General features: G+C 67.5%; 25 protein-coding genes and 5 pseudogenes. 11 read left to right on the top strand and 19 right to left on the bottom strand.

Translation table 11 applies throughout. From position 1 onward, the window contains the following. Window positions 1-141: 141 nt before the first annotated feature. The 3 genes and pseudogenes from SALPAC4_RS28035 to SALPAC4_RS29190 form a co-directional block, all read left to right on the top strand. The gene (locus SALPAC4_RS28035; RefSeq protein ID WP_019872163.1) at window positions 142-303 is read left to right on the top strand and encodes a hypothetical protein; all 162 of its coding nucleotides are present in this window, start codon (window positions 142-144) and stop codon (window positions 301-303) included. Window positions 304-662: 359 nt separating this feature from the next. Next, a complete protein-coding gene (locus SALPAC4_RS0121805) occupies window positions 663-1,487 on the top strand; it encodes an SDR family NAD(P)-dependent oxidoreductase (RefSeq protein WP_109746122.1) in 825 nt (274 codons plus the stop codon). A 51-nt stretch (window positions 1,488-1,538) separates the two neighbouring features. Further along, a pseudogene (locus SALPAC4_RS29190) lies at window positions 1,539-1,739 on the top strand (IS5 family transposase); the annotation flags it as partial. Window positions 1,740-2,041: 302 nt separating this feature from the next. Here the strand turns inward: SALPAC4_RS29190 and SALPAC4_RS0121815 are convergent. The 3 genes and pseudogenes from SALPAC4_RS0121815 to lexA form a co-directional block, all read right to left on the bottom strand. Further along, on the bottom strand, window positions 2,042-2,437 hold the full coding sequence (locus tag SALPAC4_RS0121815; RefSeq protein WP_016814328.1) for a hypothetical protein: 396 nt from the start codon (window positions 2,435-2,437) through the stop codon (window positions 2,042-2,044). 31 nt (window positions 2,438-2,468) lie between these two features. Further along, window positions 2,469-4,478 (bottom strand): hypothetical protein, encoded by a 2,010-nt coding sequence (locus SALPAC4_RS0121820; protein WP_019872165.1) that lies wholly within the window; start codon window positions 4,476-4,478, stop codon window positions 2,469-2,471. Between the two features lie 298 nt (window positions 4,479-4,776). Continuing rightward, a pseudogene (gene lexA, locus SALPAC4_RS25555) lies at window positions 4,777-5,238 on the bottom strand (transcriptional repressor LexA); the annotation flags it as partial. 756 nt (window positions 5,239-5,994) lie between these two features. Here lexA and SALPAC4_RS0121830 point away from each other — a divergent pair. Further along, window positions 5,995-6,273 (top strand): annotated as a pseudogene (locus SALPAC4_RS0121830) (response regulator transcription factor); the annotation flags it as partial. Between the two features lie 52 nt (window positions 6,274-6,325). Here SALPAC4_RS0121830 and SALPAC4_RS28040 read toward each other — a convergent pair. The 3 genes from SALPAC4_RS28040 to SALPAC4_RS0121845 all read right to left on the bottom strand — a co-directional run bounded on the left by SALPAC4_RS28040 (window position 6,326) and on the right by SALPAC4_RS0121845 (window position 7,554). Then, complete coding sequence (locus tag SALPAC4_RS28040) at window positions 6,326-6,496, bottom strand: hypothetical protein (RefSeq protein WP_018733659.1); 171 nt, start codon at window positions 6,494-6,496, stop codon at window positions 6,326-6,328. A gap of 176 nt (window positions 6,497-6,672) precedes the next feature. Next, window positions 6,673-6,921: a hypothetical protein gene (locus tag SALPAC4_RS28680; RefSeq protein ID WP_033665026.1), complete on the bottom strand. Its 249-nt coding sequence runs from the start codon at window positions 6,919-6,921 to the stop codon at window positions 6,673-6,675. A 312-nt stretch (window positions 6,922-7,233) separates the two neighbouring features. Next, the gene (locus SALPAC4_RS0121845) at window positions 7,234-7,554 is read right to left on the bottom strand and encodes an RNA polymerase sigma factor (RefSeq protein ID WP_019872168.1); all 321 of its coding nucleotides are present in this window, start codon (window positions 7,552-7,554) and stop codon (window positions 7,234-7,236) included. Between the two features lie 608 nt (window positions 7,555-8,162). Between SALPAC4_RS0121845 and SALPAC4_RS0121850 the strand changes: the two genes are divergently transcribed. After that, complete coding sequence (locus SALPAC4_RS0121850) at window positions 8,163-8,636, top strand: hypothetical protein (protein ID WP_019872170.1); 474 nt, start codon at window positions 8,163-8,165, stop codon at window positions 8,634-8,636. A 236-nt stretch (window positions 8,637-8,872) separates the two neighbouring features. After that, complete coding sequence (locus tag SALPAC4_RS0121855) at window positions 8,873-9,514, top strand: hypothetical protein (RefSeq protein WP_018732149.1); 642 nt, start codon at window positions 8,873-8,875, stop codon at window positions 9,512-9,514. Window positions 9,515-9,908: 394 nt separating this feature from the next. On the opposite strand, the gene SALPAC4_RS0121860 is transcribed toward SALPAC4_RS0121855, so the two are convergent. The 4 genes from SALPAC4_RS0121860 to SALPAC4_RS0121875 all read right to left on the bottom strand — a co-directional run bounded on the left by SALPAC4_RS0121860 (window position 9,909) and on the right by SALPAC4_RS0121875 (window position 13,279). Then, window positions 9,909-10,730 (bottom strand): sugar nucleotide-binding protein, encoded by an 822-nt coding sequence (locus SALPAC4_RS0121860; protein WP_080640942.1) that lies wholly within the window; start codon window positions 10,728-10,730, stop codon window positions 9,909-9,911. Between the two features lie 71 nt (window positions 10,731-10,801). Next, the gene (locus tag SALPAC4_RS0121865; protein WP_019872172.1) at window positions 10,802-11,851 is read right to left on the bottom strand and encodes a S66 family peptidase; all 1,050 of its coding nucleotides are present in this window, start codon (window positions 11,849-11,851) and stop codon (window positions 10,802-10,804) included. 173 nt (window positions 11,852-12,024) lie between these two features. After that, on the bottom strand, window positions 12,025-12,570 hold the full coding sequence (locus SALPAC4_RS0121870; RefSeq protein ID WP_019872173.1) for a DUF7010 family protein: 546 nt from the start codon (window positions 12,568-12,570) through the stop codon (window positions 12,025-12,027). Window positions 12,571-12,598: 28 nt separating this feature from the next. Next, complete coding sequence (locus SALPAC4_RS0121875) at window positions 12,599-13,279, bottom strand: alpha/beta fold hydrolase (RefSeq protein WP_019872174.1); 681 nt, start codon at window positions 13,277-13,279, stop codon at window positions 12,599-12,601. Window positions 13,280-13,337: 58 nt separating this feature from the next. Here SALPAC4_RS0121875 and SALPAC4_RS0121880 point away from each other — a divergent pair, with 58 nt between their 5' ends. Continuing rightward, window positions 13,338-15,245, top strand: a complete 1,908-nt coding sequence (locus SALPAC4_RS0121880; protein WP_019872175.1) for a S9 family peptidase — start codon at window positions 13,338-13,340, stop codon at window positions 15,243-15,245. A gap of 76 nt (window positions 15,246-15,321) precedes the next feature. Here SALPAC4_RS0121880 and SALPAC4_RS0121885 read toward each other — a convergent pair whose 3' ends face one another. After that, entirely contained in the window at window positions 15,322-15,675 is a 354-nt protein-coding gene (locus tag SALPAC4_RS0121885; RefSeq protein WP_019872176.1) for a DoxX family protein, read from the bottom strand. Window positions 15,676-15,871: 196 nt separating this feature from the next. Between SALPAC4_RS0121885 and SALPAC4_RS29025 the strand changes: the two are divergent. Beyond that, window positions 15,872-16,611 (top strand): annotated as a pseudogene (locus tag SALPAC4_RS29025) (aminoglycoside phosphotransferase family protein). A gap of 82 nt (window positions 16,612-16,693) precedes the next feature. On the opposite strand, the gene SALPAC4_RS0121900 reads toward SALPAC4_RS29025, so the two are convergent. Then, on the bottom strand, window positions 16,694-17,602 hold the full coding sequence (locus tag SALPAC4_RS0121900) for an alpha/beta fold hydrolase (protein WP_019872179.1): 909 nt from the start codon (window positions 17,600-17,602) through the stop codon (window positions 16,694-16,696). Window positions 17,603-18,744: 1,142 nt separating this feature from the next. Beyond that, window positions 18,745-19,092, bottom strand: a pseudogene (locus tag SALPAC4_RS0121910) (phosphonate ABC transporter permease); the annotation flags it as partial. A gap of 18 nt (window positions 19,093-19,110) precedes the next feature. Here SALPAC4_RS0121910 and SALPAC4_RS0121915 point away from each other — a divergent pair. Together SALPAC4_RS0121915 and SALPAC4_RS0121920 are read left to right on the top strand one after the other, a co-directional pair. Beyond that, on the top strand, window positions 19,111-19,407 hold the full coding sequence (locus tag SALPAC4_RS0121915) for a hypothetical protein (protein WP_019872181.1): 297 nt from the start codon (window positions 19,111-19,113) through the stop codon (window positions 19,405-19,407). Window positions 19,408-19,522: 115 nt separating this feature from the next. Then, entirely contained in the window at window positions 19,523-19,780 is a 258-nt protein-coding gene (locus SALPAC4_RS0121920) for a hypothetical protein (protein WP_019872182.1), read from the top strand. A 337-nt stretch (window positions 19,781-20,117) separates the two neighbouring features. Here SALPAC4_RS0121920 and SALPAC4_RS28045 read toward each other — a convergent pair whose 3' ends face one another. The 3 genes from SALPAC4_RS28045 to SALPAC4_RS0121935 form a co-directional block, all read right to left on the bottom strand. Next, window positions 20,118-20,255, bottom strand: a complete 138-nt coding sequence (locus SALPAC4_RS28045; protein ID WP_019872183.1) for a nucleoside triphosphate pyrophosphohydrolase family protein — start codon at window positions 20,253-20,255, stop codon at window positions 20,118-20,120. Next, window positions 20,231-20,818, bottom strand: a complete 588-nt coding sequence (locus tag SALPAC4_RS27575) for a site-specific integrase (RefSeq protein WP_223874821.1) — start codon at window positions 20,816-20,818, stop codon at window positions 20,231-20,233. The genes SALPAC4_RS28045 and SALPAC4_RS27575 overlap by 25 nt, the downstream gene beginning before the upstream one ends. A 323-nt stretch (window positions 20,819-21,141) precedes the next feature. Next, a complete protein-coding gene (locus tag SALPAC4_RS0121935; RefSeq protein ID WP_019872184.1) occupies window positions 21,142-21,735 on the bottom strand; it encodes a TetR/AcrR family transcriptional regulator in 594 nt (197 codons plus the stop codon). 124 nt (window positions 21,736-21,859) lie between these two features. Here SALPAC4_RS0121935 and SALPAC4_RS0121940 point away from each other — a divergent pair, with 124 nt between their 5' ends. Further along, window positions 21,860-22,720 carry an SDR family NAD(P)-dependent oxidoreductase gene (locus tag SALPAC4_RS0121940; protein ID WP_018732171.1) on the top strand — a complete coding sequence of 287 codons (861 nt, stop codon included), beginning with the start codon at window positions 21,860-21,862 and terminating at the stop codon, window positions 22,718-22,720. A 43-nt stretch (window positions 22,721-22,763) separates the two neighbouring features. Here SALPAC4_RS0121940 and SALPAC4_RS0121945 read toward each other — a convergent pair whose 3' ends face one another. The 3 genes from SALPAC4_RS0121945 to SALPAC4_RS0121955 all read right to left on the bottom strand — a co-directional run bounded on the left by SALPAC4_RS0121945 (window position 22,764) and on the right by SALPAC4_RS0121955 (window position 25,343). Then, a complete protein-coding gene (locus SALPAC4_RS0121945; RefSeq protein WP_020113552.1) occupies window positions 22,764-23,483 on the bottom strand; it encodes a PP2C family protein-serine/threonine phosphatase in 720 nt (239 codons plus the stop codon). After that, window positions 23,480-24,052 (bottom strand): UTRA domain-containing protein, encoded by a 573-nt coding sequence (locus SALPAC4_RS0121950; RefSeq protein WP_019872186.1) that lies wholly within the window; start codon window positions 24,050-24,052, stop codon window positions 23,480-23,482. Before SALPAC4_RS0121950 ends, SALPAC4_RS0121945 begins: the two co-directional genes overlap by 4 nt. A gap of 130 nt (window positions 24,053-24,182) precedes the next feature. Further along, on the bottom strand, window positions 24,183-25,343 hold the full coding sequence (locus tag SALPAC4_RS0121955) for a pyridoxal phosphate-dependent aminotransferase (RefSeq protein WP_019872187.1): 1,161 nt from the start codon (window positions 25,341-25,343) through the stop codon (window positions 24,183-24,185). Window positions 25,344-25,407: the final 64 nt, after the last annotated feature.

Below are 25,407 nucleotides of genomic sequence, written 5' to 3' on the forward strand. Positions count from 1 at the left end.
GTGGTCCGGACGACGTCGGGGTCGGTGTCCTCCGGGGGCCTTCCGGATTGTGGTGGTCGGGCGGGTTGTCTGGTCAGGTGGCGGGTCGAGGTAAGGCGGTCAGGCGGGTGAAGGCGGTGGCGAAGAGGTACTGCGATCACCATGAACGTGGCGGAGCTCGCGCAGCGGGGCGCCGCGCTGGAGGCGAAAGTCGGAGTGCGTCGTGGGGAAGCGACCGCGGCCAGCGCCGAACGCGGCGTCGCCGACGATGGTCCTGAACTGCGCGGACACGCCGGCCCGTTGCTGTCATGTCGGCTGCGGTGACTCCGGCCCGGGAGGTTGCCCTCGAGACGGGTCACCTGGTGCTCAGACCCTGGCGGGTAGCCGAGGCTGTCGTCCAGCGAAGGTCGGGTTCACCGAGACCGAGCGGAAGGAAGTGGACGCGGTCCACGGGACCACCCTGTTCACCACGATCCGACTCTGACACACCCGAGGTTTGGCAAAACGGCGACCCATGCTGACGCGACCCGCGTGGCGATGGCGATCGGGCTGATCAGGGAACGGGGCCGGGTGAGGCCGTTGCGGCCCAGGGTCGGCATGCTGATCTCACCGGGTGAGCGGGTGCTGTCTCGTTCCGATTGTCGGGGCATCCGAACGACTGGTGCTCCTGGCATGCTGGGTGCATGATCGACCTTGCAGGACAAGTGGTCCTTGTTACCGGCGCGGGACGTGGCCTGGGCAAGTCCTACGCTCGGCTGCTGGCCGCCAGAGGCGCGGACGTCGCCGTACACGATGGGGGAGTCGATCGCGACGGTAGCGGCAACGATCCTGCTCCCGCCCATGCTGTCGCCGGTGAGATAGCCGACGGTGGAGGGCGCGCGTCCGTGCACGTGCAAAACCTGGCGACGCGTCACGGCTGTGAGGAACTGATCGCTGAAGTCCTCGCCGAGCACGGACGCATCGATGCGTTAATTCATAATGCCGGCATTGTTCGTTACCACGGCATCAGCGAAGCAACTACGGACGAGTACGACACGACCATGGCGATCAACGCCCATGCGGCATGGTGGCTTTGCTCGGCGGTGTGGCCGCTGATGCGGAATCAGCACTACGGCAGAATCGTACTGACCACCTCGGACTTCGGACTACGCACCATCGACGGCGCTGACGTGGCCGCTTACAGCGTCAGCAAGGCGTCACAGTTTGGTCTTATGAACGCACTCGCCGGCGAAGGCCGAGCACACGGGATCCTGGTAAACGCGATCTGCCCGGTGGCTGCCACCCGCATCTTCCGTCGTGCCGTGCAACCGCACGAACTCATGCCCGCGTCGGTGGCTCCAGGAGTCGCCGTGCTTGCCTCCCGCGAGTGTCCCTTCACGGGACATGTCCTCCGGGCCGCCGGCGGCGAGTGGAGGATTTACCAGGTCACCGCAGTGCGGCAGGCTGACCTCGGCTACGATGCCTCACCGGAAGCCGTGCTGGCATGGGCGGCCCACGCCACCGGTTGAGCCGGATCAGCTTGTGCCGTAAAGCCGCCGGCCGGACGGCGTGAGGATGTCCAGGACGCCAACCGGCGCAAGAAGGGGTCGAAGGGCGGCCGGCCGCCGGCCTTCGACCCCGAAACCTACAAACAGCGTCACTGCGTGGAGTGCGGCATCAACCGACTCAAACGCCACCGCGCCGTCGCGACCCGGTTCGACAAACTCGCCGTGCGCTACGAAGCCACCGTGCACATCGCCGCGATCAACGAATGGCTGTGACCGACTTCGACACAGGCTAGGGCGACGCCCGGGACTGCGCAGGCCAGATGAGAGCCACACGACCAGCGTGGGCAGCCGAAATGAGAGCGACAGCCCGGGCGCCTCGACCGAAGCCTGGCCGGGCCGCGGTCGCAGGTCAATGAAACAAGTAGCCGATGAGAGGGCGTTGCGGGTCGCTGTTGTACCGATTTAGTTCGCCGAGAAGTGGCCGTTCAGTGCCGGCCTGGCCGCACAGGTCTTGCATAGCGACCGTACTTCTCGGCGATGTGCGGGCCTGCTGGCAGACGCTGATTGTCGGCGGGCTACAGGTTGTTGATTCGGGCCAGCAGCTCTGCCTCGGTCAGGTTCTCCAGGACCGCGTCCTGCTTGCGGCCTAGGACCGCCAGCAGCTTCTCCTTCTCCAGCTTCTTGGCCGCCGCTGCCTTCGCCGCCTGGTCCTCCGCGATGCGGATGGCGATGACGTGCTTGACGACCTCCAACTTGGTCTCCAAGGTCGCCTTGGCCGGATTGGTCTCGGTGGCCACGAACGACTCGGTGTCGATGGCCTTGAGCTCGGCGTTGACGGCCCTGGCCACGTCATCGAGGCTGAAGCCGGACTTGGCGGTCAGCGGAAGCTCCCACAACTGTTCCGTGGTCAGCAGGCCCTTGGCCGACGGGTAGCGGAACTTCTCTCGCGTGGCTTTCTCGAAAATGGTCACGGTGGCCTTTCTAGGGTGTCTGGGTGACGATTCAGAACTGGATGCTGATGAGACGACGCCGGCCGCCGGTCATGGTCACCTTGGCGATCACGGAGCTGCGGACCGTGGAGCTGAAGCCGAGGCCGGACAGCTGATCCGGGGACGGCTCGCACTTGGTGCGATCCCCGAGAACCTCGAACACCTTGCGGTGCGGTTGCAGGTCGCCGCGGAGGAACTCGTTGTAGATCCCCCGCGTCGGTTGGTCGTTCACGCACCCCTTCAGGATGAAGAAGTAGTGCCGGTTGCCGACCTCGCTGTCGTCGAAGAAGTTCGGTGAGTACATGATGGTGGACACCGGCACGAACTGTTCGGTGGTGATGCCCCACAACTCCTTGCTCGCACTGCCCGGCTGCATGCCCTTACCCGGCCGGAAAGCGGTGATCACCCCGCCGGCGACCGTCATCCGGCCCACCTCGACGGTTTCCTTGTGGCCGACCGCCCGCTCGTGGCTGTAATGCTCGATCTTCCCGTTGTTCTCAGTTTCGATCACGAAGCCGACGTCGGTGCTGTCCCGCTTGCGGTACTGGTTCACCTCGATCCGGTACTCACCGTCGGGGACACGTTCGGTCCAGGTGACGTTCTCGACCGGCTCGCGGGAGAGCGTTCCGCCAGCGTTCATGTCGACGTCCAGCTTGTTGCGCTTGTCCTGGTACCAGATGTGGTCGCCGTTGGGTTCGAACACGTGCAGGTCGAGGTCGTCGTGGTTGAACCAGGACAGGCTCACCCGCAGCTTGCCGGTGACGTTACCGCCGGCCCGCTTGACCTTCTCCTTGATCGAGTCGGTGACGTTGCCGTTGTAGGACCAGCCGAAATCGTTGTCCCAGGTGAACAGCCGCGGGGCGGCAGGATGCCGGCCCGTGGTGAGACTGACGAGGTGCGATTCGTGGCTGTTGGCCACCCACAGGTCGATGGTCGCGGCAGCGGGCAGGATGTCCTTCAAGAAGGAGACCACGGGAATCTCCTCCGGCTTCGCCTCCCGAAGGCCCGCACCTGCCGACCTGGTGGTGGCTGCCTGCATGAGCAGCCCTGCGATGCCGTCCTTCATCCGCGGCTGTGTGTCGTTGTCGACCCACAGCACGTTGGTGACCGACACGTCGGAAAGCCGCGCGAACCGTCGCTGCAACGACTCCTCAATGCCCAACTCGTCGATGGTCTTCATGGCAGCCTTGACCATGGCCGGGGTGATCAACGCCCTGGGGCGCTGGTAATTCTGCGGTGCCACCTTCGTCTCGAACGACCGGACCGCCTGCTCCAGGTCGACACCCGCGGAGAGGTCCTGGACGAGGGTGCCGATCACCGTGTTGCGGAACCGGGCTGCCGGGTTCATGGCGTTGGCGAAGACGAAGGCCCGCCGGTCGGTCGCCTGCGTCCACCGGTTCTGGAGCGACCGGAACTCGGTCACCGCCCGACGATGCTCCGTGCCGCGGTAGAGAACGTTGTCGTCGATAAGGTCGACGATGGTGTCCAGAGCGTGCTGGGTCAGCTCGGCCAGGCCACGCTGGAAGACCTGCACCGCGGCGTTGAAGTTGCCCTGTGCCGCGCCGACGTCTTCGATGCGATGCCGCTTTTCCACCCGGCCGTGCAGGTGGTGCCACACCTCGACCTGGCCGTCGCGCAGCGTTCGAGTGGTCTTCGTCCCGTACTGCGCCTGAGTGGACCGGAAGATGGTGGACAACGGCAACGAAAGAACGAACTCGTCCAGAGCGGCGGCGACGACGGAGAAGACCGGGTCGGAGGCCGACACCCCGGACCAGACGGTGCGGACCCGCCCGTCGTGGATCTCAACGACGTTGCCGAAGTGCTTGATGAAACCGCGGCAGGTCGAGCAGTCGTACGCGGACCGCTCACGGAACCGCAGATTGGTGCCGGCGGGGAACGAGTCGAGAAAGGTGAGCCAGAGCGAGTCCCGGTCGAGACCGTCGCCGACGACGTACAACTCACCCCTGGACATCGTGGACAGGCGCGAAGTCGCATCCGTCACGAACTGCTGGAAATCGTCCACCGCTTCATCCCCCTTGATCGCCGGAGATCCTACGGAGCGAACGCCAACCGGAGAAACACGTTTCCGGCTGGCCGCATGGCCACCGACGGGCGCCGGTGGACGGCGGCCAGTCGACCGGAGCGGGCTACGGCGGTGGGGTGCGGCCGATGGTCAGCAGTTTTCACCTGTTGGCCGACGGCGCCGTTGGGTACACCCCGGCTCACGCTGTGGCTGCCTCACCGGGCACTGGCAGGCCTGCGTGGTCGAACAACTTCTCAGGCACGCCAGCCTCGCACTTGCGCGCTACCGGCAGACACGCTCAGCTACGACGCAGCACACAGACCACCTTGCCGAGAATCGTCGCGCGGTCACCGGGGATGACGGGGTAGCGCGGGTTGCGGGGTAGCAGGTCCACGGCGCCATCGCAGATACGCAAGACTCTGACGGTGGCCTCGTCGTCGATCATCGCGGCGATGATGTCGCCACTGTCAGCCACCGCTTGCTGCCGCACCACGACGACATCCCCGTCTGCGATGCCAGCTTCGATCATTGAATCCCCGCGGACCTGCAGCGCGAACAGCCTTCCGTGGCCGACGAGCTTTCTGGGCGAGGTCAGGACTTCCTCGACGTACTCCTCAGCCAGAATTGGAGCGCCGGCAGCGATCGAGCCCAGCAGCGGTACCTGAACGCCAGAGCGCGGGTCCGGACCGCCAGAGGCGTCTGGGCATCGCGATGGGCGGACGTCAACGGCGCGTGGCCCGCGTGCAGCCCGGCGCAGGAAGCCGCGCCTCCGAGGATGTCATCTTCGGACGATACCCCTCGTGTTAGATCAAATGTACTAACCGCTCCGCGTCGCTAGCTCGGCCTACCAGGTACGTCACCCCCGGGGTTCGGCTCACCCAGGAGCGCCGGCACCCGTTTCACTGGGTCGGGTCGCAGCTAGCCGGGCCAACGACTCCACCTTCGGCGGGAAGTCTCAGATCTACTGGGACAGGACAACACCACTGGACCCCGCGGTAGCGACTGCGGACACTGATACACCATAACGGTCATTATGATGTACCGAGGTTTTGTCCGGTTTATCACTTCCTCGGGATTGCCGGATTACCAATAACAAAAATTCGATAATTGACCCGCTGGTGGTGCCTGAAGGTGGGGGAGAGGGCGCTCGCACCGATCGACGCCAGTAGGCAGGCAGGACCACCGCATCAACCAGGTGGCGGATTTTGGATCATCCGAATCCCAGGGGCCGGTGTGGCCGGCGGATCGATTCGGACGCGGCGCCGGGCCCAGACAGCGACCTGCACATCGACAGGCGCACCCTCGACGACGCGATCGTCGCCCTGACTGGCCGGCCCCTCGACCAGCCCTGTTCCGGATCGACAAAGAAAAGGTGATTATGGGCAAGCTTGCCGTCGTCGAAGTGAAGCTGCTGGCCAGGGAGCCCGGGGCGATCTTCACGCTGCTGATCCCGCTGTTCATCCTGCTGGCGTTCGGCAGTTCCATCGAGCCCGGCGACACCGTTGTCCTACCGATGGCTGCACGTGGCGAGGCGGTGCTGTCCCCGTCCGTCGCCACCCGGCTACTCGGTCAGGTGCGCACCCCGGTCAACGCGCTCAGCGCCCGAGAGCTGGAAGTCCTGACCCTCATCGCGGAAGGCACCACCAACCGTGAGGCTGCCAGGAGGCTGTTCATCAGCGAAGCAACCGTGAAGAGCCACCTGCTACACATCTACGCCAAGCTCGACGTCAACGACCGCGCCACGGCGGTCGCTGAGGCGTTCCGCCGGGGCCTATTCGCTGTGGACAGAAGCTGAGCTCAGCCCCAGCGGCCGGTGCCCATGCCACAGCTGCCGCCGACCACCGAAGCTAACCTCCCGTGATCGCCCAGGCGGCGAGAGCACCCACAAACGCGAGGGGCAGCGCCACCGCCGCGACCCCGACGAGACGCGGCGCACGCCTTTCGCGCTGGGTATATGACAGCAGCATCGCGATGGAGATCAGCATGCCGACGAGTGCGACGGTGACGTACCAGGGCATGCGTACTCTCCGTTTCACCAACTTGCCGCGCGAAGTGTTACCTTGCGCGGAACCGTCAGCCTCATTCCGGTAGGACCGCTTCAGGTGGCTGGTCCGCGCAACCCGGACCGCGCAGCGCCCGGAGGGCAACGGTCACGTCCGGGGTGTGGTGCGGCTTGCGGGCCCGGTTTCGGTGCTTACCGATGATGGCGGCCCGATCGCACGTGGTCAACCTGCTGGAGGGCGGCGGTCAACTGGTCCAGGCCCAGCGAACCCAGCTCCAGCGCGTGCCGGTCGCCGGGGAAGGACGAGCGGCCGGCCAGCCACACCCGCTCGCCCATCTTGTAGGCCAGCGCCTGCCCGGGCCGGCCCCAGGTAACGTCCGAGCTCGGCGACGGCGTACGGTCCCTGGTGACAGCGGTCGCGTAGCAGCTCCAGGCGTCCATACCGCTCGATCACCGAACGGTATCGGTAGTCGCAGGTGTAGGCCGACGTCGAGCACCACCCGGGCCGCTCGCAGGAGCTGCATGAACCCTCGTCCATGAACCGCTCGGCGTAGAGGGCCCAGCCCTCCTGGCTCGCGGAGAGGCCACCGAGTAGGTTCAGCCGCTGCCCGAGACCGCCCTGTAGCACCTCGGGAGCCGAGGTGCAGGTGCTAGCTAGCCTAGGACGGCGCCGGCCCGCGGTTCGGGACTTTTTCATGCCAGCCGGGCGCTCGGCCTTTCGAGGGCGACCGGCCACCTCTGGAGTTTCGGTGATCACAGGTCGGCCAGCCGTCCGCGCAGGAATGCCCGCTCCCGCTCGTTCACGGTGAGTTCGAGCGCTGTCTGGTAGGCCGTTGTGGCCTCCGAGGCCCGGCCGAGCCGGCGAACAGGTCCACTCGCGCCGGCCGGGAACAGGTGATAGCCGCGCAGCGCGTCGGCGTCCAATGCGCCCAGGGCCACCAGACCAGCCTCCGGGCCGTCGCGCATGGCCACGGCCACGGCGCGGTTGAGGGCGACCACCGGCGATGGGGACACCCGCGCCAGTACGTCGTAGAGCGCCACCTGCGCCAGCAGCGCGGAGGAGGTCGCAGTCATCGACGATATTCGCGGCCAGTAGCACTTTCGGCCCCGGTGTGACGCCGGATCTTCCTCGCGCACCGAGGTGAGTCCACAGCACCGAAGAGCACCGCCATCTGAGCAGATGCACGCGGATCCCGATGACTGCCAGCAGCGCGGTCGAGGCCCGCAGGCCCCACTCGGCGAGCTCGTTGGTGCTTTCGCGCCCGAGGCGACCCCGCAGGCGCACACCAGCAGGATCGCGGTCAGCGAGTACCACCGGCCTCGCCGCGAACGCGGGTCGGGCACCGAATCCAGGTAAGGCCGCAGGTCAGCGATCCGGCCGGTGTCCAGCGGCCCCAGTTTCACCTGCATAGTAGGAATGGAGAAGCTGCAGCAGCAGGCACGAGCCACCTCAAGATCATCGGGCTTAGGCACCACAATGATCACGAAGCTCGCACCTGCTTTGCTATGCACCCCAACCGGTCACTTCCCGACCAGCCGCACGGCCCCGGGACTTGCAACCGCCCTGGACCGGCAGGGGGCGTCTCGATCATTTGATCGAGGCTCATTTATTCACCGGGTGCTAACAAAGCGTTTTTAGGCTTCGGTGAATGAGTCCAATCCCTGTAGCATCTGGAGGTTCCATGCCCCGCATCCGTCAGTCGATATCCCGACTGATCGCCGCTGCGATCCTCCTGGTCGCCGGCCTGGCCGTCGCACCTGCGGCCGCCTACGGCGCTGCCCAATCGACCGAGCCTGCCACGCAGACGAGTGCTTTCTGGTCCTGCTCGGTGCCGTCTGGATACACCTACACGGCGGTACGGCGAGAGCTCAACGTCTGTAACCCCGGCGGCTTCGCCAACTCCTACTATGTCGTTGCCCCCAGCGACCGGCTCTGGGCCTGCACTGTTCCGTCTGGATACACGTACTCCTCCGTGCGGCGACAGCTCAACGTCTGCAACCCCAGCGGCTTCGCCAACTCCTACTACCTGCGCGTGCCCCAGGCCGGAATCTGGGCCTGTACCGTCCCACCCGGCTTCTCGTACTCCTCCGTGCGGCGACAGCTCAACGTCTGCAACCCCAGCGGCTTCGCCAACTCCTACCTCCTCGTTGGCTGAACCACCGCCGGACCACTCAATCCCACATCGAAGATCGACAGCTGCACATACAACGTACTGCTGTCAGTTTGCCGGCGCGTAACTATGCATAGTGGGCATTCCTGTCATCCAGTATTTCCGATGTGAGGGATGACCAGGGCCGCGCCAGCGCTCATCTCTAGGGCTTTTTCGCCATCCGGTGCCGCTCCCGGCATCACGAAACCGGCGTCGCCGACGCCGCCAAGGAGGAACAGCACATGCCCAGAATCACTGCAGGGCTCGCCGCAGCCGTCACGGCTGGCGTCCTCGCGATCGCCGGCACGGCCGCGCCTGCGGCCGCCCGGCCGAGTGTCACCGCCGAGCTGTCCAACTTCCGTGTCGGCATCCAGATGATCGACAACGGCAGCCAGATCGGGGATGCCGAGTACACCCCGTACTCCAACTTCGGCGGCGGATGCTCACCATTCGCCGGAGACACCAACACGTTCGACCCGGACGGCGCCCGGCTTTTCCTGGAGCCGCCGCCGCGCTTCACACCTCTGACACGCGACTTCCGGATCGGCGTTCAGGCCACCGACCATAACGGCAGCCAGACCGGTGTCCTCCAGTGGTCGCCTTGGGCCAGCGATGGCGGCGGCGTGAGCGACTTCGCCTTCGACACCAACGGGTTCGACCCCGACCAGGTCAAGGTCTGCCTGGAGACCCGCGACATGCCGGCCGGCGTCGTGTTCTACGACTTCCGGTTGAGTGTCAAAGCGGTCGACCAGGGCAGCGCCGACCAGGGCGGCACCCGTCAGTTCACGCCGTGGGCGGCCGACGGCGGGGGCGCCAGCCCATGGGCGTACGACTCCAACGCCTGGGACCCTGACGGCTTCGCGGTCGGCATCGAGGTCTACTGATCGCTGCCGAGCAGGCTCAGCGGCTACTGGGCCTGCTCGGTGCCGACCGGTGGGCGTCCGTTAAGGATCCCCCAACGGTGAAACGATCATCGCTGTCGTCCATGGCGCTGCGTATGCCTCGCACCGTCCTGGCCAGCAGACCGCGATCATCCAGCACCGCCGTCTCGCGCTACTGTGCAAGCTGGTCACCGACAACACCGGCGCCCTGCGCACCCGTGTCGCCGGGCACATCCGGGTCGACCGGGGTGCCAGCACCGTGGCCGGGGCGATGACGGTGGCCGCCACTCGGCGGGGCGTTGTTCCTGGTCGCCAACATCGCTGCCCTGGCCGGCGGCGCGGCCATCCTGGTCTATCCGGGACGGCCCATTCCGACCCTGGTTTCCAGCCTTCGTGTTCAATCGCTGGAGACTGACTCCTGGACGCCACGGAGACGGGTAGCCAAGATCGAAACAGCCTTCTCGGTGTTCAACCGCACATCTGCCGCTATGCGTAGACCCGACTCCGCGATGGTGGCCGCGGGGATCCGGGCCGGGTTGAGACCCATGCGACGGGCAACCAGAACGCCAAGGTCGTAGCGGCTGATGACATCGGGGCCGGCAACATTGAGGACACCCCCGTAGCTGCTGGCGGCGAGCTCAAGCAGCGCGTCGGCAAGGTCGTTGACGTGTATCGGCTTTCGGATCATGTCGGTGAACAGCGCGCCCTGGACCCTGCCGGCAATCAGGTCACGAGTAAGAATCTCGTGTTGTCCCCGGCCGTGGCCGAGGATCAACGATGTACGCACCACCGCAGCCGTAGGATCAACAGCGGCGACCGCTGTCTCCGCCGCCGCCTTCGCGGCTCCGTACCGGTAGACCGGGTCGGGCGGTGCGGCCTCGTCGTAGTCGATCTCCCGGCCAGAGAACACCGCATCACTGGAGACGTGCACCAAGCGGCTGCCCTGATCGGCAGCGGCGGCGGCGACGTGTGCGGCGCCATCAGCCATGGCCCGCCAATTATCCCGCCCGGCAGCAGTGTGGATCACCGCATCGGGACGAACCTGTCGTACCAGGTTACGAACCGCTGCGGCGTCGCGAATGTCCAACTGCGCTCCGGCGATGTCGCTGGCGGCCCGCAGGTATGTGCCAATGACTGACCAGCCCGCATCTGTCGCACGCTCGGCTACTCGTGCTCCCAGGTGACCAGTGGCTCCTGTGATCAAGATTCGCCCAGTCATGGCTACGCACCATACGCCAGCTCATCGCGTCAGCTCCGCGGCTACGCGAAGTCGGCTCAAGGTGCCGAGAACTATCGGTAGTTGGCGCGAACTCGGCGTTCGCGGCCATCAACGGTGATAGTGCCGCCGTGTGGCAGAATCCACTGTGGTCGCGTGTGGCCGAAGGGGATGCCGACACAGATGACGGCCTGCGGGTTGTAGTGCGTCACTACGTCCACGATCGCATCGCGTTGCTGGTTGCGCAGCAGCTTTCGGTCTTCGGCTGCGGGACGGTGGGTAAAGTCCGAGACCGGAGGGCGGGCCACCAGGACCGCGTCGACCGCGCCAAGAATGCCGCGTTCGCCGAGGGTACGGACGATCCATGCAACCTTTCGGGCAGGTAGGAGCTTCTCCGAGGTCTCGATGATCAGTACCCCGCCGTCCAGGATGCCGGGCGAAGGCGGGAAGCGCCCGGCACCCAGGATCCATTCGATGACCTCGAGGCAACCGCCCCAGGCCGTGCCAGTGACTGTGCGCCGAGGCCCGTGCCAAGTCCATGGCTCGGTGGGTTCCCGCTCGCCGAAGTGTTTCAGGGCTCGCGGGTCGGCCCAGTCGATTCCGACGTCCTCGGATTCGCCGGGATCGGTGATTTCCAACGTCTCCCCGGTCAGTAGGGCCGCCCGTAGGGATCGGGCGTGAATGTCGTCCACGCCCGGACCGGGACCGAGGTGGACTTGGGTGGACCCGCCGTAGAAGCTGGCGATGCCGAGCCCCCACAGCCAGTGGTGCAGGTTGGTGTTGTCGCTGGTGCCAAGGAACGGTTTCGGGTCGGCGCGGGCGAACTCGGCGTTCAGGTGGGGGATGACCGTGATCTGGTCTTCGCCTCCGGTGACGGCGAGGATGGCGCGGACTCGGGGGTCCGCGAAGGCATCGTTGATGTCGGCGGCCCGGGCTTCCGGTGCCGCACCGACCTGTCGAGTGGTCGGGTACTCCACCGGCACCAGGCCAGTGACCTCGGTAAGCCGTCGCATGGCTTGCTCGTGAATGTCCGGATAAGCACCCGCTGCTGCGAACGACGGTGAGATGACCGCGATGTGGCTACCCGGGTAGGCCTTGCGCGGGTGGACAATGTCCCACGTCATATTGAGATCCACCTGTAGTGCTGGTCGGATGCACGGAACATTTCGTACTGCCGGATCATACGGATCTCGAGGTGTTGTCGCTGCAGCGTCGGAGCTCCCTCGCAAGCTCCCGATCCTGGCCTGTGGTGGGTGGCGATGTCGTCCGCCTGGCGTTCCCGGTGCCGCCGTCCGGGTCAGAGGGCCAGTGCGACCGCTGCCCCGCTCAGCAGGACAAGCCCGGTCGACAGGCAGGTTCGGTACGCGCCGACGGTCGGGCCAGGGCCGCCTTCGCGTTCGGCGTGGCGGCTGACGAGCGCGGCGGCGAGCGAAATGGCGCCGCCTAGCACCATGTAGAGCGGGGTTCCGAAAAGCCACGAATAGGGCGCGAAGTGCACGACCAGCAGGATAACCGCGCCCAGCGGCACCAAGGTGTACCGCCTACTCAGGACCAGAAAGATGACGACCGGAAGGCCAAGCAGCTGACCGGTGGCCAATACCACCGACAGCGATTCGAGGGCGGCATGGCTTGGCCGGGGCGGGCCGGGGACCAGGAGCGTCAGGGCCAAAGCCGCTGGTAGCGCGACCATCCCCTGGAACAGCGTGACGATGGCCGCGGTCCGCGGACTGGCCTTCGCCCACGCCACGGCGGAGACAAGCCAGGTGCTCCCGTACGCAGCCAGGAACGCCCACCCGTATCGGTTCGCCGTGGCCAGCGCTCGCGTGTACTCCTCGACATCCATGGATCAATGCCTCCGGACCTGCCGGTCGTCAGAGTGAGGTTGTGCTGTGGTGCCGCAGGAACGGCACGACCGCCTCCAGGAACCTGGCCGGCTGGTCTCGGTGCACATGATGGCCAGCGGTGATCGTGACCATCCTGGCGTTCGGCATCCGTGCCGCTGCTGCCGCCAGCAACGCCTGCCGGTCGTCGCTGCTGGCCCCGTCAACTATCAGCGTCGGTTGCCTGACCGTCTCCGTCCCCTCCCACCAGGCCGGATCCGGATCGGTCAGTTGCGCCCGGATCGCGTTGACCACCGCAATGTCACACGGTATCGGCTCATCCGGTGCGACCAGCGGCGGCCGGTACAGATCTCCGGGCCGGGGCACGGTCGCGTCCTCCAACACCAGCTGCGTAACCCGGTCCGGGGCTGCCTGCGCGACCAGCACCGCCACCACCGCGCCCATGGAATGTCCGACCAGCGCGACGCGCGTCAACCCCACCGCATCCAGGAAGCCGAGTACGTCGTCGCGCATCAACTCGAACGAGTATGTACCAGGCCGGCTACTGGTTCCGTGCCCCCGCAAGTCCAGCACGAACACCTGGAAGTGGGTAGCCAGCTCCGCCAGCACGGGCATCCAATCCGGCCCACTGTCACCGAGGCCGTGCAGGAGCACCAAGGGTCGGCCGGCCGGACTCCCGGCCAGCTGGTAGCTGACGCTGACCTCACCCACATCTATCGAATCGATCATCCGCCCACTGTAGTGAGAGCCCAGGCGGCAAGATGCTCCCATGACAGCTCTAACCGCCGAACTCGTGGTGGATGGTCGCGCCCCACAGACCCCGGCGCTCGCCCCGAACGGCCGTACCATGTCCTACGTGCTGGCTCCCACCAGCCGAGTCGGCGACCATCTCGACACCGAGTTGTGGCTGGTCGATCCCGACGGTAGCGGTGCGGCACGCCGGGTGACCACGGACACCGCGACGGAGTCCCAGCCGCGCTGGTCCACGGACTCGGGCACACTGTTCTTCCTGTCCGACCGCGTCGAGCGCGGCGTCCCGCAGTTGTACCGGTTCACCCTCGCTGACGGCACCGGGACCGGGTTGACCGGTTGGCGGGCCGGTATCACCGACCACCTGCCCCTGGCCGACCGCAACCAGGTCGCCCTGCTCGCGCAGGATGAACCCACCGAGGAGGACGAGCGCCGCGCCCGGGACCGTGACGACGCTGTCGTCGTCGGGGCGCGGGAGCCACGAACCAGGCTGCGACTGCTCGACCTCAACACCGGCCGGGTCACTACGCCGAACGTGTTCGGCGATCGGCACGTCGTCGAACTTCGCCAACGACCGGACGGCGGCCCGCTCGCCGTGCTCACCCAGGCCAGCGCCGACAACGACTACGGTCCCCGCACCGCCCGGCTGCACCTGTTCGACCACCGCACCGAGGTCGCGGAGGACCTTGGGCCGGTCGCCGCCGACGCGCGCTCGCTGGCCTGGTGGCCGGCGGGGGACGGTTGGCACCTCGGCTACCTCGCCCTCACCCCACCGGGTCTACAGGCCGGTACCGCCGTGTTCGACCTTGCCCTGGGCACTCGTGTCGTGCGGAACCGCACCGCCGGGCTGCCGATGTGCCCCACCGAACTGCGCCAAACCGACGCCGCGGCACTGGTGGTGTTCGCCGACGGACTGAACACCACCCTGGCCCGGCTCGACCCCAACGAACTCACGCCCCTGTCGCAGCACCGGGGACGTCTCGACGGTCTCACCGCCAGCCGCACCGGCGCGGAGGTCACCGCGCTGACCGGCAGCCGGTATCAACTCACCAATGTCTACTTCGGGTCACCGGACGGGCCGCTGCGGAAAATCACCGACACCCGTCCGGAGCTGGCCGGGATACCGCTGGGCACGCAGCGACCACTGACCTACCACGCCGCCGACGGGCTCGCCCTGGACGGTCTGCTCGTACTCCCGGTGGGAAGGACCACGGCCGACGGGCCGTTCCCGCTGGTCACGATCGTGCACGGGGGACCGTACGACCGGCACGCCGACCGCTGCCAGTTGTTCTGGTTCCCCAGCGGCCAATGGTTGGCCACCGCCGGCTACGCAGTGTTCCTGCCCAATCCGCGTGGTGGGCAGGGCCACGGCCACCAGTTCGCCGCCCGCGTGGCGGGCCAGGTTGGCCGGGAGGAGTGGACCGACATTCTCACCGGCATCGACCTGCTCGTCGACCAGGGCATCGCCGACCCCGATCGGCTGGGCATCGCCGGGTCGAGCCACGGCGGCTTCATGTCCGCCTGGGCCGTCGGCCAGACCGACCGGTTCCGTGCCGCACTGGTCGGCGCCGGCGTCACCGACTGGGGCATGCTCGCCGCGACCGGGGAGAACGGCCAGTTCGAAGCCGCGCTCGGCGGCAGCACCGGCTGGTCCGGCATCGGACCACACCCACATGACGCGGTCAGCCCGATCTCCTTCGCCAGCCGCATCCGTACCCCGGTGCTGATAATGCACGGTGCCGAGGACACCAACGTCCCGCTCGGCCAGGCCGTGTATCTCCACCGGGCACTCCGCCACTTCGACGTTGAGCACGAGTTCGTGATCTATCCGAGGGAGGGCCACTCCATCCGCGAGCGCGCCCACCAACTCGACGTCCTACACCGCACGCGCGCCTGGTTCGACCGCTGGCTCTGCCCAGAACGATGATGTGCGCCGCCAGTACCAGCCGGTCGGGGCAGGGTGAGCTGTTCGGACCCGGCTGGCACTGGCGGCGCTTCGGAGATCAGGCGTTCAACACGTGCAGGACGGCCAGCGCGGCGGTGGCGAGCGCGAACACGACGGGGACCAGGACGACCGGGATCGGGTCCTTCGCGCGGGCATGGTAGCCCGCTGCCCCGATCAGCAGCAGGGTCAACCCGACGGCGGCAGCGACAGCGATCGGCCACCAGAGCAGGCCCAGCAGCAGGCCGGCGACCGCGAGGACCTCAAGGCCGCCGATCATCTGGGTGCGGGCGGGGGAGACCCCCAGGTGGGCCATCCGCTCCCGCATCTGGGCCTGGCCGGCGACCTTCGGTACGGCCACGGCCAGGATCACCGCAGCGAGAAGCAGGGTTAGAACGACGACGGGGATACCCACAACCTGTCCTTCGGGTAGTGGCGGACGATTTGCCGACCGTAACAGGGCCGGCCTAGGGGTTATGGTGCCGGCGAGAGTGCGACGACAGGCGTCCACATCGGCATCGCCCACGTCGAGGATGTGCAGCCAGTCAAAACCCGGCCTGATCCCGCTGATTGTGAGCCGCATGACTATTCGACAGGACTTCCGGGGCGGAGTGAACGTGGTACGCCGCCGCGGTGATGTCGTCCACCGGCCGGCGTCACCGGCGGCGCCGGCCATCCATCGGCTCCTGCGGCATCTGCGCGACCACGGATTCCACGGCGCGCCGGAGCCACGTGGCTTCGACAGCGACAACAACGAGGTACTCACCTTCGTCGACGGCGAGGTTCCCGAGACACTTCCGCCGCACCTGCGCACGCGGACGCTTCTCACCACCGCCGCCGGGCTGCTCCGGGCCCTGCACGACGCGAGCGCCTCGTTCCGTCCGCGCCCCGACGACCTCTGGCTGCTCCCCGCCCGGCAGCCGGCCGAGGTCATGTGCCACGGCGACGCCGCCCCGTACAACTGCGTGGTCCGGGACGGCGCTGCCATGGGCTTCATTGACTTCGACGCGGCTCACCCCGGACCGCGGGTCTGGGACATCGCCTACGCCGCCTACCGGTTCGCGCCACTACAGGCACCGAGCAACCCGGAGAGCTTCGGCAACCCGACGGAGCAGGGGCGTCGAGTCGCCGACTTCTGCCGCGCGTACGGGCCGCCGGTCGGCGCCGAGGTCATCGACGTCGTTCCGGACCGGCTGCAGGCGCTCATCGACGTCATGCGCGAGCAGGCCAGCCAGGGCAACGAGGCGTTCCAGCAGCACATCGCGGACGGGCACACCGATCTCTATGCGCGGACATCAGCTACGTACGCGCCCACCGCGACACCCTGCGGGCCGCGTTCGACGTGGACTGAAGCTGCCTTCGGGATGGGCTGCCGGCACTCGTTGGCGGTGTCGAGTGTCGGCGGCGGCCCACAGCGCGAGTTCGGCGTGGCGTCAGCTCGTGTGACGGATGACCAGGTCCGCGATGCGCTCGGTGAGTCCTGGTGCGAAGAACGGGTGGTGGCCCATCCCCGGCACGATCTCCAGCTGCGCCCCCGGAATCTGCGCCGCGAGGGCCACCCCGTGGGCCTGGGGGAACAGCGGATCATCGCTGCCGTGCAGGACCAGAGTCGCCGCGGTGATGCGGGACAGCGCGGCCCGCCGGTCATCGGCCCAGCGCTGTCCGGCGAGATCGTGGTTCGAGGCGGCAGCGACGTTGGTGGCACGGGCATAGCACTCTTCGACGAACCGCCGCGCGGCCAGCTCATTGAAGGGCAGGACACCGCCGTTGAGCACCCGCCACATGTGCAGGTCCGCCTCCATGCGCTGCTGGGCAGTGCCGCGAGGAGCCTTCGCCGCTACGGGCAGGTGGCTGAGGAATTCTGCCGTCGGGGGCGGGAGCTCGTCCGCCGCTGCCGGCTGACCGGCCAGTGCCCGCGCCCACGCTGGGCCGGGATTGTTCCCCATGGGTGAAGCGGCCAACGCCGTCAACGTACGGACCCGGGCTGGCTGATGTACGGCGAGCCACTGCCCGATCGCCGCGCCCAGCGATGTTCCGACGACGTGTGCGGCCGCGACGCCGTGGCTGTCCAGAACGGCCACCGTGTCGCCGGACAGGTCCGCCAACGCGTACGGATGCCGGGTGAAGTCGACGCAGTCGGAACGACCGGTGTCACGGTGATCGAACCGGATCACCTGTCGGCCGCTGCGCACGAGGGCTTGCACGAATTCGTCAGGCCAGCCGATGGCCGGGGTGGCGGTACCCATGACCAGCAGAACAGTGGGGTCAGCAGGGTGGCCGAAACGCTCGGTCCACAGCTGGACCTGCCCAGAATGAACGAACTTTTCCTCAGCGGTAAGCATGCCGGGCACCGTAGCGGTTACCAGGACAGCCAAAAGCCACTACCCACTGTAGTTGAAATTGATGCCCATGAGATAATGGACTGGTGGCAGCCCCAGACGGGCCGCCCGACTGGCAGGGTCAGGTAATCTAACTGTCTTGTATTCGCGTTGATGCCCGCTCCAGTAATCACGGTGCGTCACGCTGAATCCTGATCCTGATCCTGATCCTGATCCTGATCCTGGTTCTGGTGGCCAGATTGTCGCCAAGATCATGATCTGACGATGCGACGGCCACCTGGATGTCGGATTGACAGCGTTGATGTCGGGACGACTGGCGCGCCATGTCCACGGCAGGTCCGGACGTCTGAGCGTTGCCTTTGGCTGAAGCGAACTTGTCCCACCCCTATGCTCTCATTCCGTCGTGCATAGGGTCGTCTGTGGCGCACTCGTGGAGAACGGCGCGGTTGGCTGGACGCCCGGAAGGTCGACATCGGTGCCGACACGCACCGGCCCGCAGCGCGCGACGAGTTCCAGCGCTGAAACCAGCGAGTGAACCCGTGGTACCTCGGGTCATGCGTCGTCGCGGCGCGGCGGCTTCCGGCATGCGCGGGACGCACCTGGCAGGGTGCGCGGTCCCCGGTCGGGCAGGAACGGACAACAAATCCTGCCGGGACATGCAAACTGTGGCCGGCGCACCTGGGGCTACCGGCAGCGGGCCTGTCCCATGAGGTGAACACCGTCGACGCCCCCTGTACCCCGTATGCATGGGCTTGACCGGTTCCGTCGGATGTGCATAGCATGATCGCCCCGTTCGGCACGGATAGCGGCGCAGTCGGAGCGGGTCGAAGGCACGACGAGCATGGCTGAGGCGGGCGGCAGTGCAGAGCGAAGGATTCGGCGCGAGGGATCATTCCCGGAGTTCCCGGAGTTCCGAGAATGAGGAAGTGCTGGAGGCGGCCCGGGTCGTGCTCCGCTACCGCAGGATCGCCGCACGACGCAACCGCATCTCGCTGGTCTGCTTGTGACTGGCAGCGGGCCTGTCCGTGTACGCGGTCGCTGTCGTGCTCTTCTGACCTCCGGTCCGGTGAGAAGCCGGAGAATCCCTTCGCGGTGGCAGGCTTCCATACGCAGACCTCGTTAACCGGGCCGGTCGAGGTGGACGGTCACGGTGAGCCACCGGCGACTGCCCGACCACGGGAGATCCGGCCGAGAGCCAGCAACGCCACCAGCGTCGAGCCGAGCAGGATCAGCGTGGCCGCCGCCGCGTCGAACGTACGGCCCCGGTCGGTCAGGGTGAAGACGGTGACCGGCAACGTGCGCCAGGCCGGCGGGTAGACCATGATCGTGGCACCGACCTCGCCCATCGACAACGCGACCGCGAGTGCCGCGGCGGCCGACATGGCCGGCAGGCGCACCCGCCAGAGCAGCCCGAGCCCGACCACCACCGACGGGATGGCGACCGGTAGGTGCAGGAGCGCGTCGGCACCTCTGCGCAGCCAGCGGGGTGCCACAACGAAGAGCCGGCCGCCGTGGTGCTGCGCCAGGCGCTCGACGACGTGGGCTTGTCGGCGGTGCAGTTCACCACCCGGGTGATCGAAACTCAGGACGAGGCCGAACGGATCGGCTTCACCGGCTCGCCCAGCGTGTCTATCGACGGCAGGGACCCGTTCGTCGAGCCTGGACAGCTGCCGGCGCTGGCGTGTCGGTTGTATCGCGATAATGACGGAGGGTCCGGGGTGCCGCCGCTGGGTCCACTGCGCGAGGCACTCAGCTGGCCGCCGACCGGCGATCCCGGGAACGCTGAGGCTGTGCCGTTTCTACGATGACGGTGTAGGCGGCCTCGAATGCCGCGTCGGTGCCTACCCGGACTGGATCAGGACCGAATAGGCCCCGATCCGCGTCTGGAGCCCACCAGGGTACGTCAATTGGTAGCGTGATCCCATGGATCCGGCGCCTGAGCAGCACGACAACTGGGTGCCGGACCTGCGTACCCTGCGGTGGGCTGCCACTCAGGTCGACGCCGAAGGACTCGCTGCGGCAATCGCGCACGACGTCCCGCTACGGACTAACATCCCAGCCGGCCTGACGCAAGAACTCTGGCGCGCGGCGGCCGACGCGGCGTACGAGGCCACCTGGTGGCCAGTCCTGCAAGCCGCACAACAACTCCGGGAAGACCCCAGCCAAACGACCAAGAGTTGAGTGTATTCACTGACCGATCGGGGTGGGCATCACCGTCGTTCCTCTGTCGGGGTAGGCACGGCCACGGTGCCGCACATTCCCGGGGGCTCACACCCGGCCGGCATCCACCACCCGGTGATCTGCGAGTCGACGTCGGCGGGTGGCGGATCAGGCCCTCCACCATCGCCGCGACCTCCGCCGACGAGCACGTCTTGAGCTGGGAGTACACGCACACGGCCCCGTACCCCAACAGCCAAGCCGGCCCCGCGAGCACGAAACAACGCTGCGCGGGGCCGAGGGTTCGCCGGGAACCGTCAGCGCTGGTACGCCGGAGACCCGGGCAGCCGAGTTTCGCCCGTCAGGGGGTGAGTACCTCGTCGAGCCAGAGGCGTTGGGTGAACCCGCCGCGCTCGGCGCGCTTGCTGGCAGCCGCCTCCGCTACTTCCACCTCCGTGAAGCCACACGCGATCGTCAGGGCGGAGAGTACTTCGCGCACGTCGGCACGTTCACCAAGTCGCGCGATCCGTTCCCGCGGCCCGGAACCCCGCGCGCCTTGCCGTGACGCACGTGCAGCTTGCCGAACCGGCCCAGAGCCCACTTGATGTCATGCAGGTCAAGGCGGCACGCCTCGTTGACCCGTAGCCCCACCTCGGCCATCAGTCGGGCCGCAGCGTAGTTGCGGGCGGTGGGCGCGAACTTCCGGCACGTCGCCAGCTCTTCCCGCCACCCCGCGAACAGCACCTCGACCTCGGCCTCAGTCGGTGGGACGCGCAGCATCGCCTCGGCGCCGCCGCGCGGCCGATTGAGCTCGTCGATCGGGCACTCGAGCACCCGCCCGGTCAGGTTGTGGATCTCGACCTTGTGACGCAGTTCCAGGAACAGGAAGTACGTCTTGAGCGCCTGCGCCCGCACCAGCCGGGTGCCCTTGGCCGTCTCCTTCAGCACCCGACCGAAGTAGGCGTCGGCGTCGGCCGGCTCCATCTCCCACAGCGGCCGGCCGAACCAGGTCCGTACCTGCTCCAGGTGCCCGACATCGCCGCGGATCGTCGCGTCCGCCAACCCGGCCGAGCGCGGGCCAGCACATCGGTCTCGAACTCGGCGATGTCCTCCGGCCCCGGCTCGGCCCGGACCGCCCGCAGATCCCGCACGACCGCTAGTCCCAACCCGAGCCTCCTCGCCTTAACGGTGACATCAATCAGTCACCGACGACAACGACTCAGAATTTCTGAAGTGCCGTCAACCCGCACACAGTCACGTGAAAGACCGCAGACTCCTGTCCCGGCCAGGGGGAAACAGGATCAGACCTCAACAACCTGCCCCAGGAACTCCCGGGTTGTTTCTTAGACTGCCCAACCGCCGACTGTCCGCCCAATTCGGTCGTGTCAAGGGCGGGGGTGAAGGCCGTTGAGGGCGGTGGTGACGACACTGTCGGCGTACTCGATGGTGAGGGGGCCGCTCCGTTGTAGCCAGCGGTTGAGTATCGGCCCCCAGATGATGTCCACCGCCACGTCGAGATCGAGGTCCGCGGCGAGTTGGCCGGCCTGCTGGGCGCTGCGCAGCCGAGTTTGTTTGGCGTGCCGCATCGGCTTGTCCAGGCGTTCGGTGTAGGCGGCGGCCAGTTCGGGATCGTGCGTGATCTCGGTGGCCAGCGCGCGCAGTGGCTGGTCGTAGCGCGGGTCGTTGAGCTCCGCGACGGTGGCGCGCAGGACCGTGGTCAGATCTGCGTGCAGGTCGCCGGTGTCAGGAAGGAGCACCGGCTCACCCGCACCGCCCTCATTGCGCATGAGGAATGCGTCGAAGATGACGACGCCCTTGGAGGGCCACCAGCGATAGATGGTTTGCTTTCCTACTCCGGCGCGCTCGGCGATGCCCTCGATGGTGAGTTTGGCGTAACCGACCTCCTGTAGCAGGTCGAACGCGGCCGTGAGAATGGCCCGCCGGGAGCTCTCCCGCCGACGGCTGGGGTTGGGTGCCATCCCGTCATCATAGCTAGCGAGACGAATCGTATCGTCTTGCAGATGGGGATCACCGCGCGTAAGCTGCTTTACGAGACGGCGCGTCTCGTCTTATGCGTCACTCGTTGGAGGCAGGAGAAGCCCCATGCGCGACCCATCCGACACCGCTGCCCGCACCTGGTTCATCACCGGCGCCAGCCGCGGCCTCGGCCACGCCTTCACCACGGCCGCGCTCGAACGAGGGGACCGGGTCGCCGCCGCCGCTCGGACCATCGCCGCCGAAGACTTCGATGAGCGGCACAGTGAACGGCTGCTTACGCTGCCGCTTGACCTGACCGACCGAACGGCGGTCTTCGCCGCGGTAGCCACCGCGATCGAACACTTCGGGCGCCTCGACATCGTCGTCAACAACGCCGGCACCCTGTCCCTGGGCATGATCGAGGAATTCACCGAGGAGCAGGCCCGGGCCCAGTTCGACGTGAACCTCTTCGGCGCGCTCTGGGTCTCCCAGGCCGTCCTGCCGCAGCTCCGCACCCAACGGGCCGGCCACATCGTGCAGATCTCCAGCATCGCCGCCCTCGGGGGCTTCCCCAGCACCGGCCTGTACAGCGCGAGCAAATTCGCGCTCGAAGGCATGAGCGAAGCCCTTGCGCTGGAGGCCGCCGCCTTCAACATCAAGGTCAGCATCGTGCAGCCCGGCGGCTACTGGACCAACCTCTACCAGGACATGACCACCACCACGGAGATGGAGCCCTACGATCCGCTCCGCGCCCAGGTGCAGGCGCAGTGGGCGCACGGGTCGGTCGACAGCGAGCCCCGCCTCGCCGCCGAAGCCCTGCTCACCCTCGTCGACAGCGACGAACCACCGCTGCGGCTGCTGCTCGGCGGCACGGTCTACGATCTGGCCTTCGACCTCTCCCGTCGCCGGATGGACACCTGGGCCAGTTGGGAACAGGTCAGCCGGGCCGCCGAGCACGCCGTCCCAGCACCCGAAGGCGTTCGATAGCGACCTCCCACACCAGCGACCTCCCACACCTGCCCCGGCGCGGCTAGCGGTCGTCCCGGACGTGCAGGACGACCGCCGACACATCGGGGCCACCGTGCGTGAGCGCGGAAGCAGTCAACCGCTCCACCGCCTGCCGCGGAGTTGCTGCGGCCGCCAGGGTCGTGTGCAGGTGCTCAGGTGACACGTAGGAGCTGAGCCCGTCCGAACAGAGCAGGATCCGATCCCCGGAGGCCAGCGCCAACACGCTGATGTCGGGGGACCGGCCATCAGGATGGCCATCCAGGAAACGCGTCAGCTTGTCGGAAAGGTGGGGCACGCCGGCGGCGCCAGCGACCAGGTTCCGGTACAGGTGATCCTCGGTGATCTGGATGGTCCGATCCCGCTGCGGGCCCGTCGCCGGCAGGAGATAGGCCCGAGAGTCACCGACATTGGCCAGGGCGGCCACCGGACCGGCACTGAGCAGGGCGACCAGGGTGGTCCCCAGGCCCGCAAGGCTCGGTGCGGCGGCAACCTGGTGCCGCAACGCACTGTTCGCCGCGTGTACCGCTTCTCCCAGCACCACCGGCAGCGCCACCGGTTCCACGTCCCGGTCATATCGCCGCACTGCCTCGATCACGGTGGTGCTGGCGACATCGCCGGCACCATGGTTGCCGAGACCATCGGCGACCGCGAACAGACAGCGCCCCACGTGAATGGCGTCCTCGTTGCGTCGTCGACCGAGCCCCACGTGACAGCTCCCGGCAACGTCGATGCGCAGGCTCACCGTTGCGGGCCATCCTCCGGGCGCGCATTGATCATTTCAGGCCACGGCTCCCGCGCCGAATCACCACGATGCAGGAGGTGGATGCTCTCCACCCGGTCACTGGCGACCACGCACTCGGTCACCTCGACCGGCTCACCGTCGTCGCCAGAGACACCCACCCGAATGATCTCCAGCACCGGAAGGCTCACCCCGATCTCCAGCAGGGCGGCCTCCCGCGTACTGGGCATCCGCGCGCGGTGGATCTCCATCCAGGTGATCGGCCAGTGACCGCCGGCCTCCAGCCGGTGTTGCCAACCATCCGGCCCGGCGGCAGGGGAGTCCCACCCCGGTCCGTTCGCTGCCCGCGGGTGGATCCAGGAGGTAGTGACCTGGAAGGGCGGCTCCGTCTCGGGGCCGGTGACCCCGAACCGGCGCATCACCCGGGTACCGGGCTCAACCTTGAGCAGCTCGGCGACGCGCCGATCGTTGAGGGACTCCACCGCCGCCACCGGCGCGATGTGGTCCCGCCACACCTCCGGACGGGTAGCCGGCGGGAAGCAGTAGCCGGTGGCCGCGAGGTTCCGCTGCACCAGATCCCCTCGGGGCCGGCGTGGGCGGGCCGTTCCGTACCGCACGATGACCCCCGCTCCGCGACCCCCAAACCTAGCCGTCCCCTACTCCTTCTACACCCAGCCGCCGGCCGAGGTGACCGAACGCGGACTATCCGATGGCCTGACGGAAGCGGTCAGCCAGGCTGGAAAGCCGGTCGACTGGTTCGTTGGCGAACACGATCCGCAGATAGTGCGCCCCGCTAGGGCCCCAGCCATCCATCGCCGTGGCCGCCACCTTCGCCCGGTCGAACAAAAGCCCCGCCAGCGCGGCAGGTGTCAGCCCCAGGGGCCGGGTATCCACGAGCAGCGACCAGCCCCCGTGTGGCCGAACGACCGGATAATCCGAAAGCTGCTGCAGGACCATCTCGCAGCGCCGCTGCCACAGTTGGGTGGCGGCGGTGACATCAGCCTCGGCGTCGGGTGCGTCGAGCGCGGCCGCCACCGCCCCCTGCGCCAGCCCGACCTGGCAGACCACATTGGCCATACCAACGAGCTTGATGTCGGCGAGAATCGCGGCCGGGGCCACGACCCACCCGACCCGCCAGCCGATCAGCCGCAGTTCCTTCGATGCCGAACCGACGGTGATGGTGCGCCCGGCGAGGCCGTCATGAGCGGCTGGATGGCTGGGGCGAAGGCCGTCGAAACGGATCCGCTCCATCGCCGCGTCGTAGATCAGCCAGGCATCGTGTCGCGCACAGGCAGCAGACAACGCGGCCCAGTGTTCCGCGTCCAGGACCAGCCCGGAGGGCATGGCCGGGCCCATCATCAGCACCGCGGCGGTGCGGGGTCCGACTGCGTCGGCGAGGTGCTCCGGATCCACCACCCAGCCGGCCGGCGTGGGCTTGGCGGGCACGAAGCGCGGCACCCCACCGGCAAGCCGGACCCGATTGACCAGACCGGCGTAGATGGGGTCAACCAGCACCACCTCCTGACCCGGCTCCACGGTCGCCAGCAGCGTGTTCAGGACGCCGTTCAGTCCACCAGCGACGCTGACGCACTCGGTGTCGGGGTCGTATCGCCGGCCAGCGATGCGCGACACGTGAGCTGCGGCGGCCGCGCGCAGGGAACGCTGCCCCTGGAAGGGGAGATAGCTGTTGGCCGCGTCGTCGTCGATCGCGGTCCGGGTCGCGGCGACCGCCACGGCCGGTGGTCTCAGATCGGTGTCCAGATTCTCCAGGCGAAGGAAGTCCGGGTCGGCTACCGCGTCCGCGGCGTCGCCGACCAGATCAACGCCGATGCCCGGAATGTCGCGTAGGCGGCTGACGGTCATGTGACCCTCCTCAACGTCCCGCTCTGTTCGCTTCCCTGGAACGAACGTAACACTAAACTGGTAC

Source organism: Salinispora oceanensis (assembly GCF_000383575.1).
Lineage (GTDB): Bacteria > Actinomycetota > Actinomycetes > Mycobacteriales > Micromonosporaceae > Micromonospora > Micromonospora oceanensis.

Excerpts from the sequence above, each read along its gene's own strand:
- SALPAC4_RS0121955 (WP_019872187.1), bottom strand. The coding sequence starts at position 25,343 with ATGACCGTCAGCCGCCTACGCGACATTCCGGGCATCGGCGTTGATCTG.
- SALPAC4_RS0121935 (WP_019872184.1), bottom strand. The coding sequence starts at position 21,735 with ATGGCACCCAACCCCAGCCGTCGGCGGGAGAGCTCCCGGCGGGCCATT.
- SALPAC4_RS0121880 (WP_019872175.1), top strand. The coding sequence starts at position 13,338 with ATGACAGCTCTAACCGCCGAACTCGTGGTGGATGGTCGCGCCCCACAG.
- SALPAC4_RS0121865 (WP_019872172.1), bottom strand. The coding sequence starts at position 11,851 with ATGACGTGGGACATTGTCCACCCGCGCAAGGCCTACCCGGGTAGCCAC.
- SALPAC4_RS0121870 (WP_019872173.1), bottom strand. The coding sequence starts at position 12,570 with ATGGATGTCGAGGAGTACACGCGAGCGCTGGCCACGGCGAACCGATAC.
- SALPAC4_RS28035 (WP_019872163.1), top strand. The coding sequence starts at position 142 with ATGAACGTGGCGGAGCTCGCGCAGCGGGGCGCCGCGCTGGAGGCGAAA.
- SALPAC4_RS28040 (WP_018733659.1), bottom strand. The coding sequence starts at position 6,496 with ATGCCCTGGTACGTCACCGTCGCACTCGTCGGCATGCTGATCTCCATC.
- SALPAC4_RS0121900 (WP_019872179.1), bottom strand. The coding sequence starts at position 17,602 with ATGCTTACCGCTGAGGAAAAGTTCGTTCATTCTGGGCAGGTCCAGCTG.
- SALPAC4_RS0121940 (WP_018732171.1), top strand. The coding sequence starts at position 21,860 with ATGCGCGACCCATCCGACACCGCTGCCCGCACCTGGTTCATCACCGGC.
- SALPAC4_RS0121805 (WP_109746122.1), top strand. The coding sequence starts at position 663 with ATGATCGACCTTGCAGGACAAGTGGTCCTTGTTACCGGCGCGGGACGT.
- SALPAC4_RS0121855 (WP_018732149.1), top strand. The coding sequence starts at position 8,873 with ATGCCCAGAATCACTGCAGGGCTCGCCGCAGCCGTCACGGCTGGCGTC.
- SALPAC4_RS0121860 (WP_080640942.1), bottom strand. The coding sequence starts at position 10,730 with ATGACTGGGCGAATCTTGATCACAGGAGCCACTGGTCACCTGGGAGCA.
- SALPAC4_RS28680 (WP_033665026.1), bottom strand. The coding sequence starts at position 6,921 with ATGGACGCCTGGAGCTGCTACGCGACCGCTGTCACCAGGGACCGTACG.
- SALPAC4_RS0121920 (WP_019872182.1), top strand. The coding sequence starts at position 19,523 with ATGGATCCGGCGCCTGAGCAGCACGACAACTGGGTGCCGGACCTGCGT.
- SALPAC4_RS0121845 (WP_019872168.1), bottom strand. The coding sequence starts at position 7,554 with ATGACTGCGACCTCCTCCGCGCTGCTGGCGCAGGTGGCGCTCTACGAC.
- SALPAC4_RS0121850 (WP_019872170.1), top strand. The coding sequence starts at position 8,163 with ATGCCCCGCATCCGTCAGTCGATATCCCGACTGATCGCCGCTGCGATC.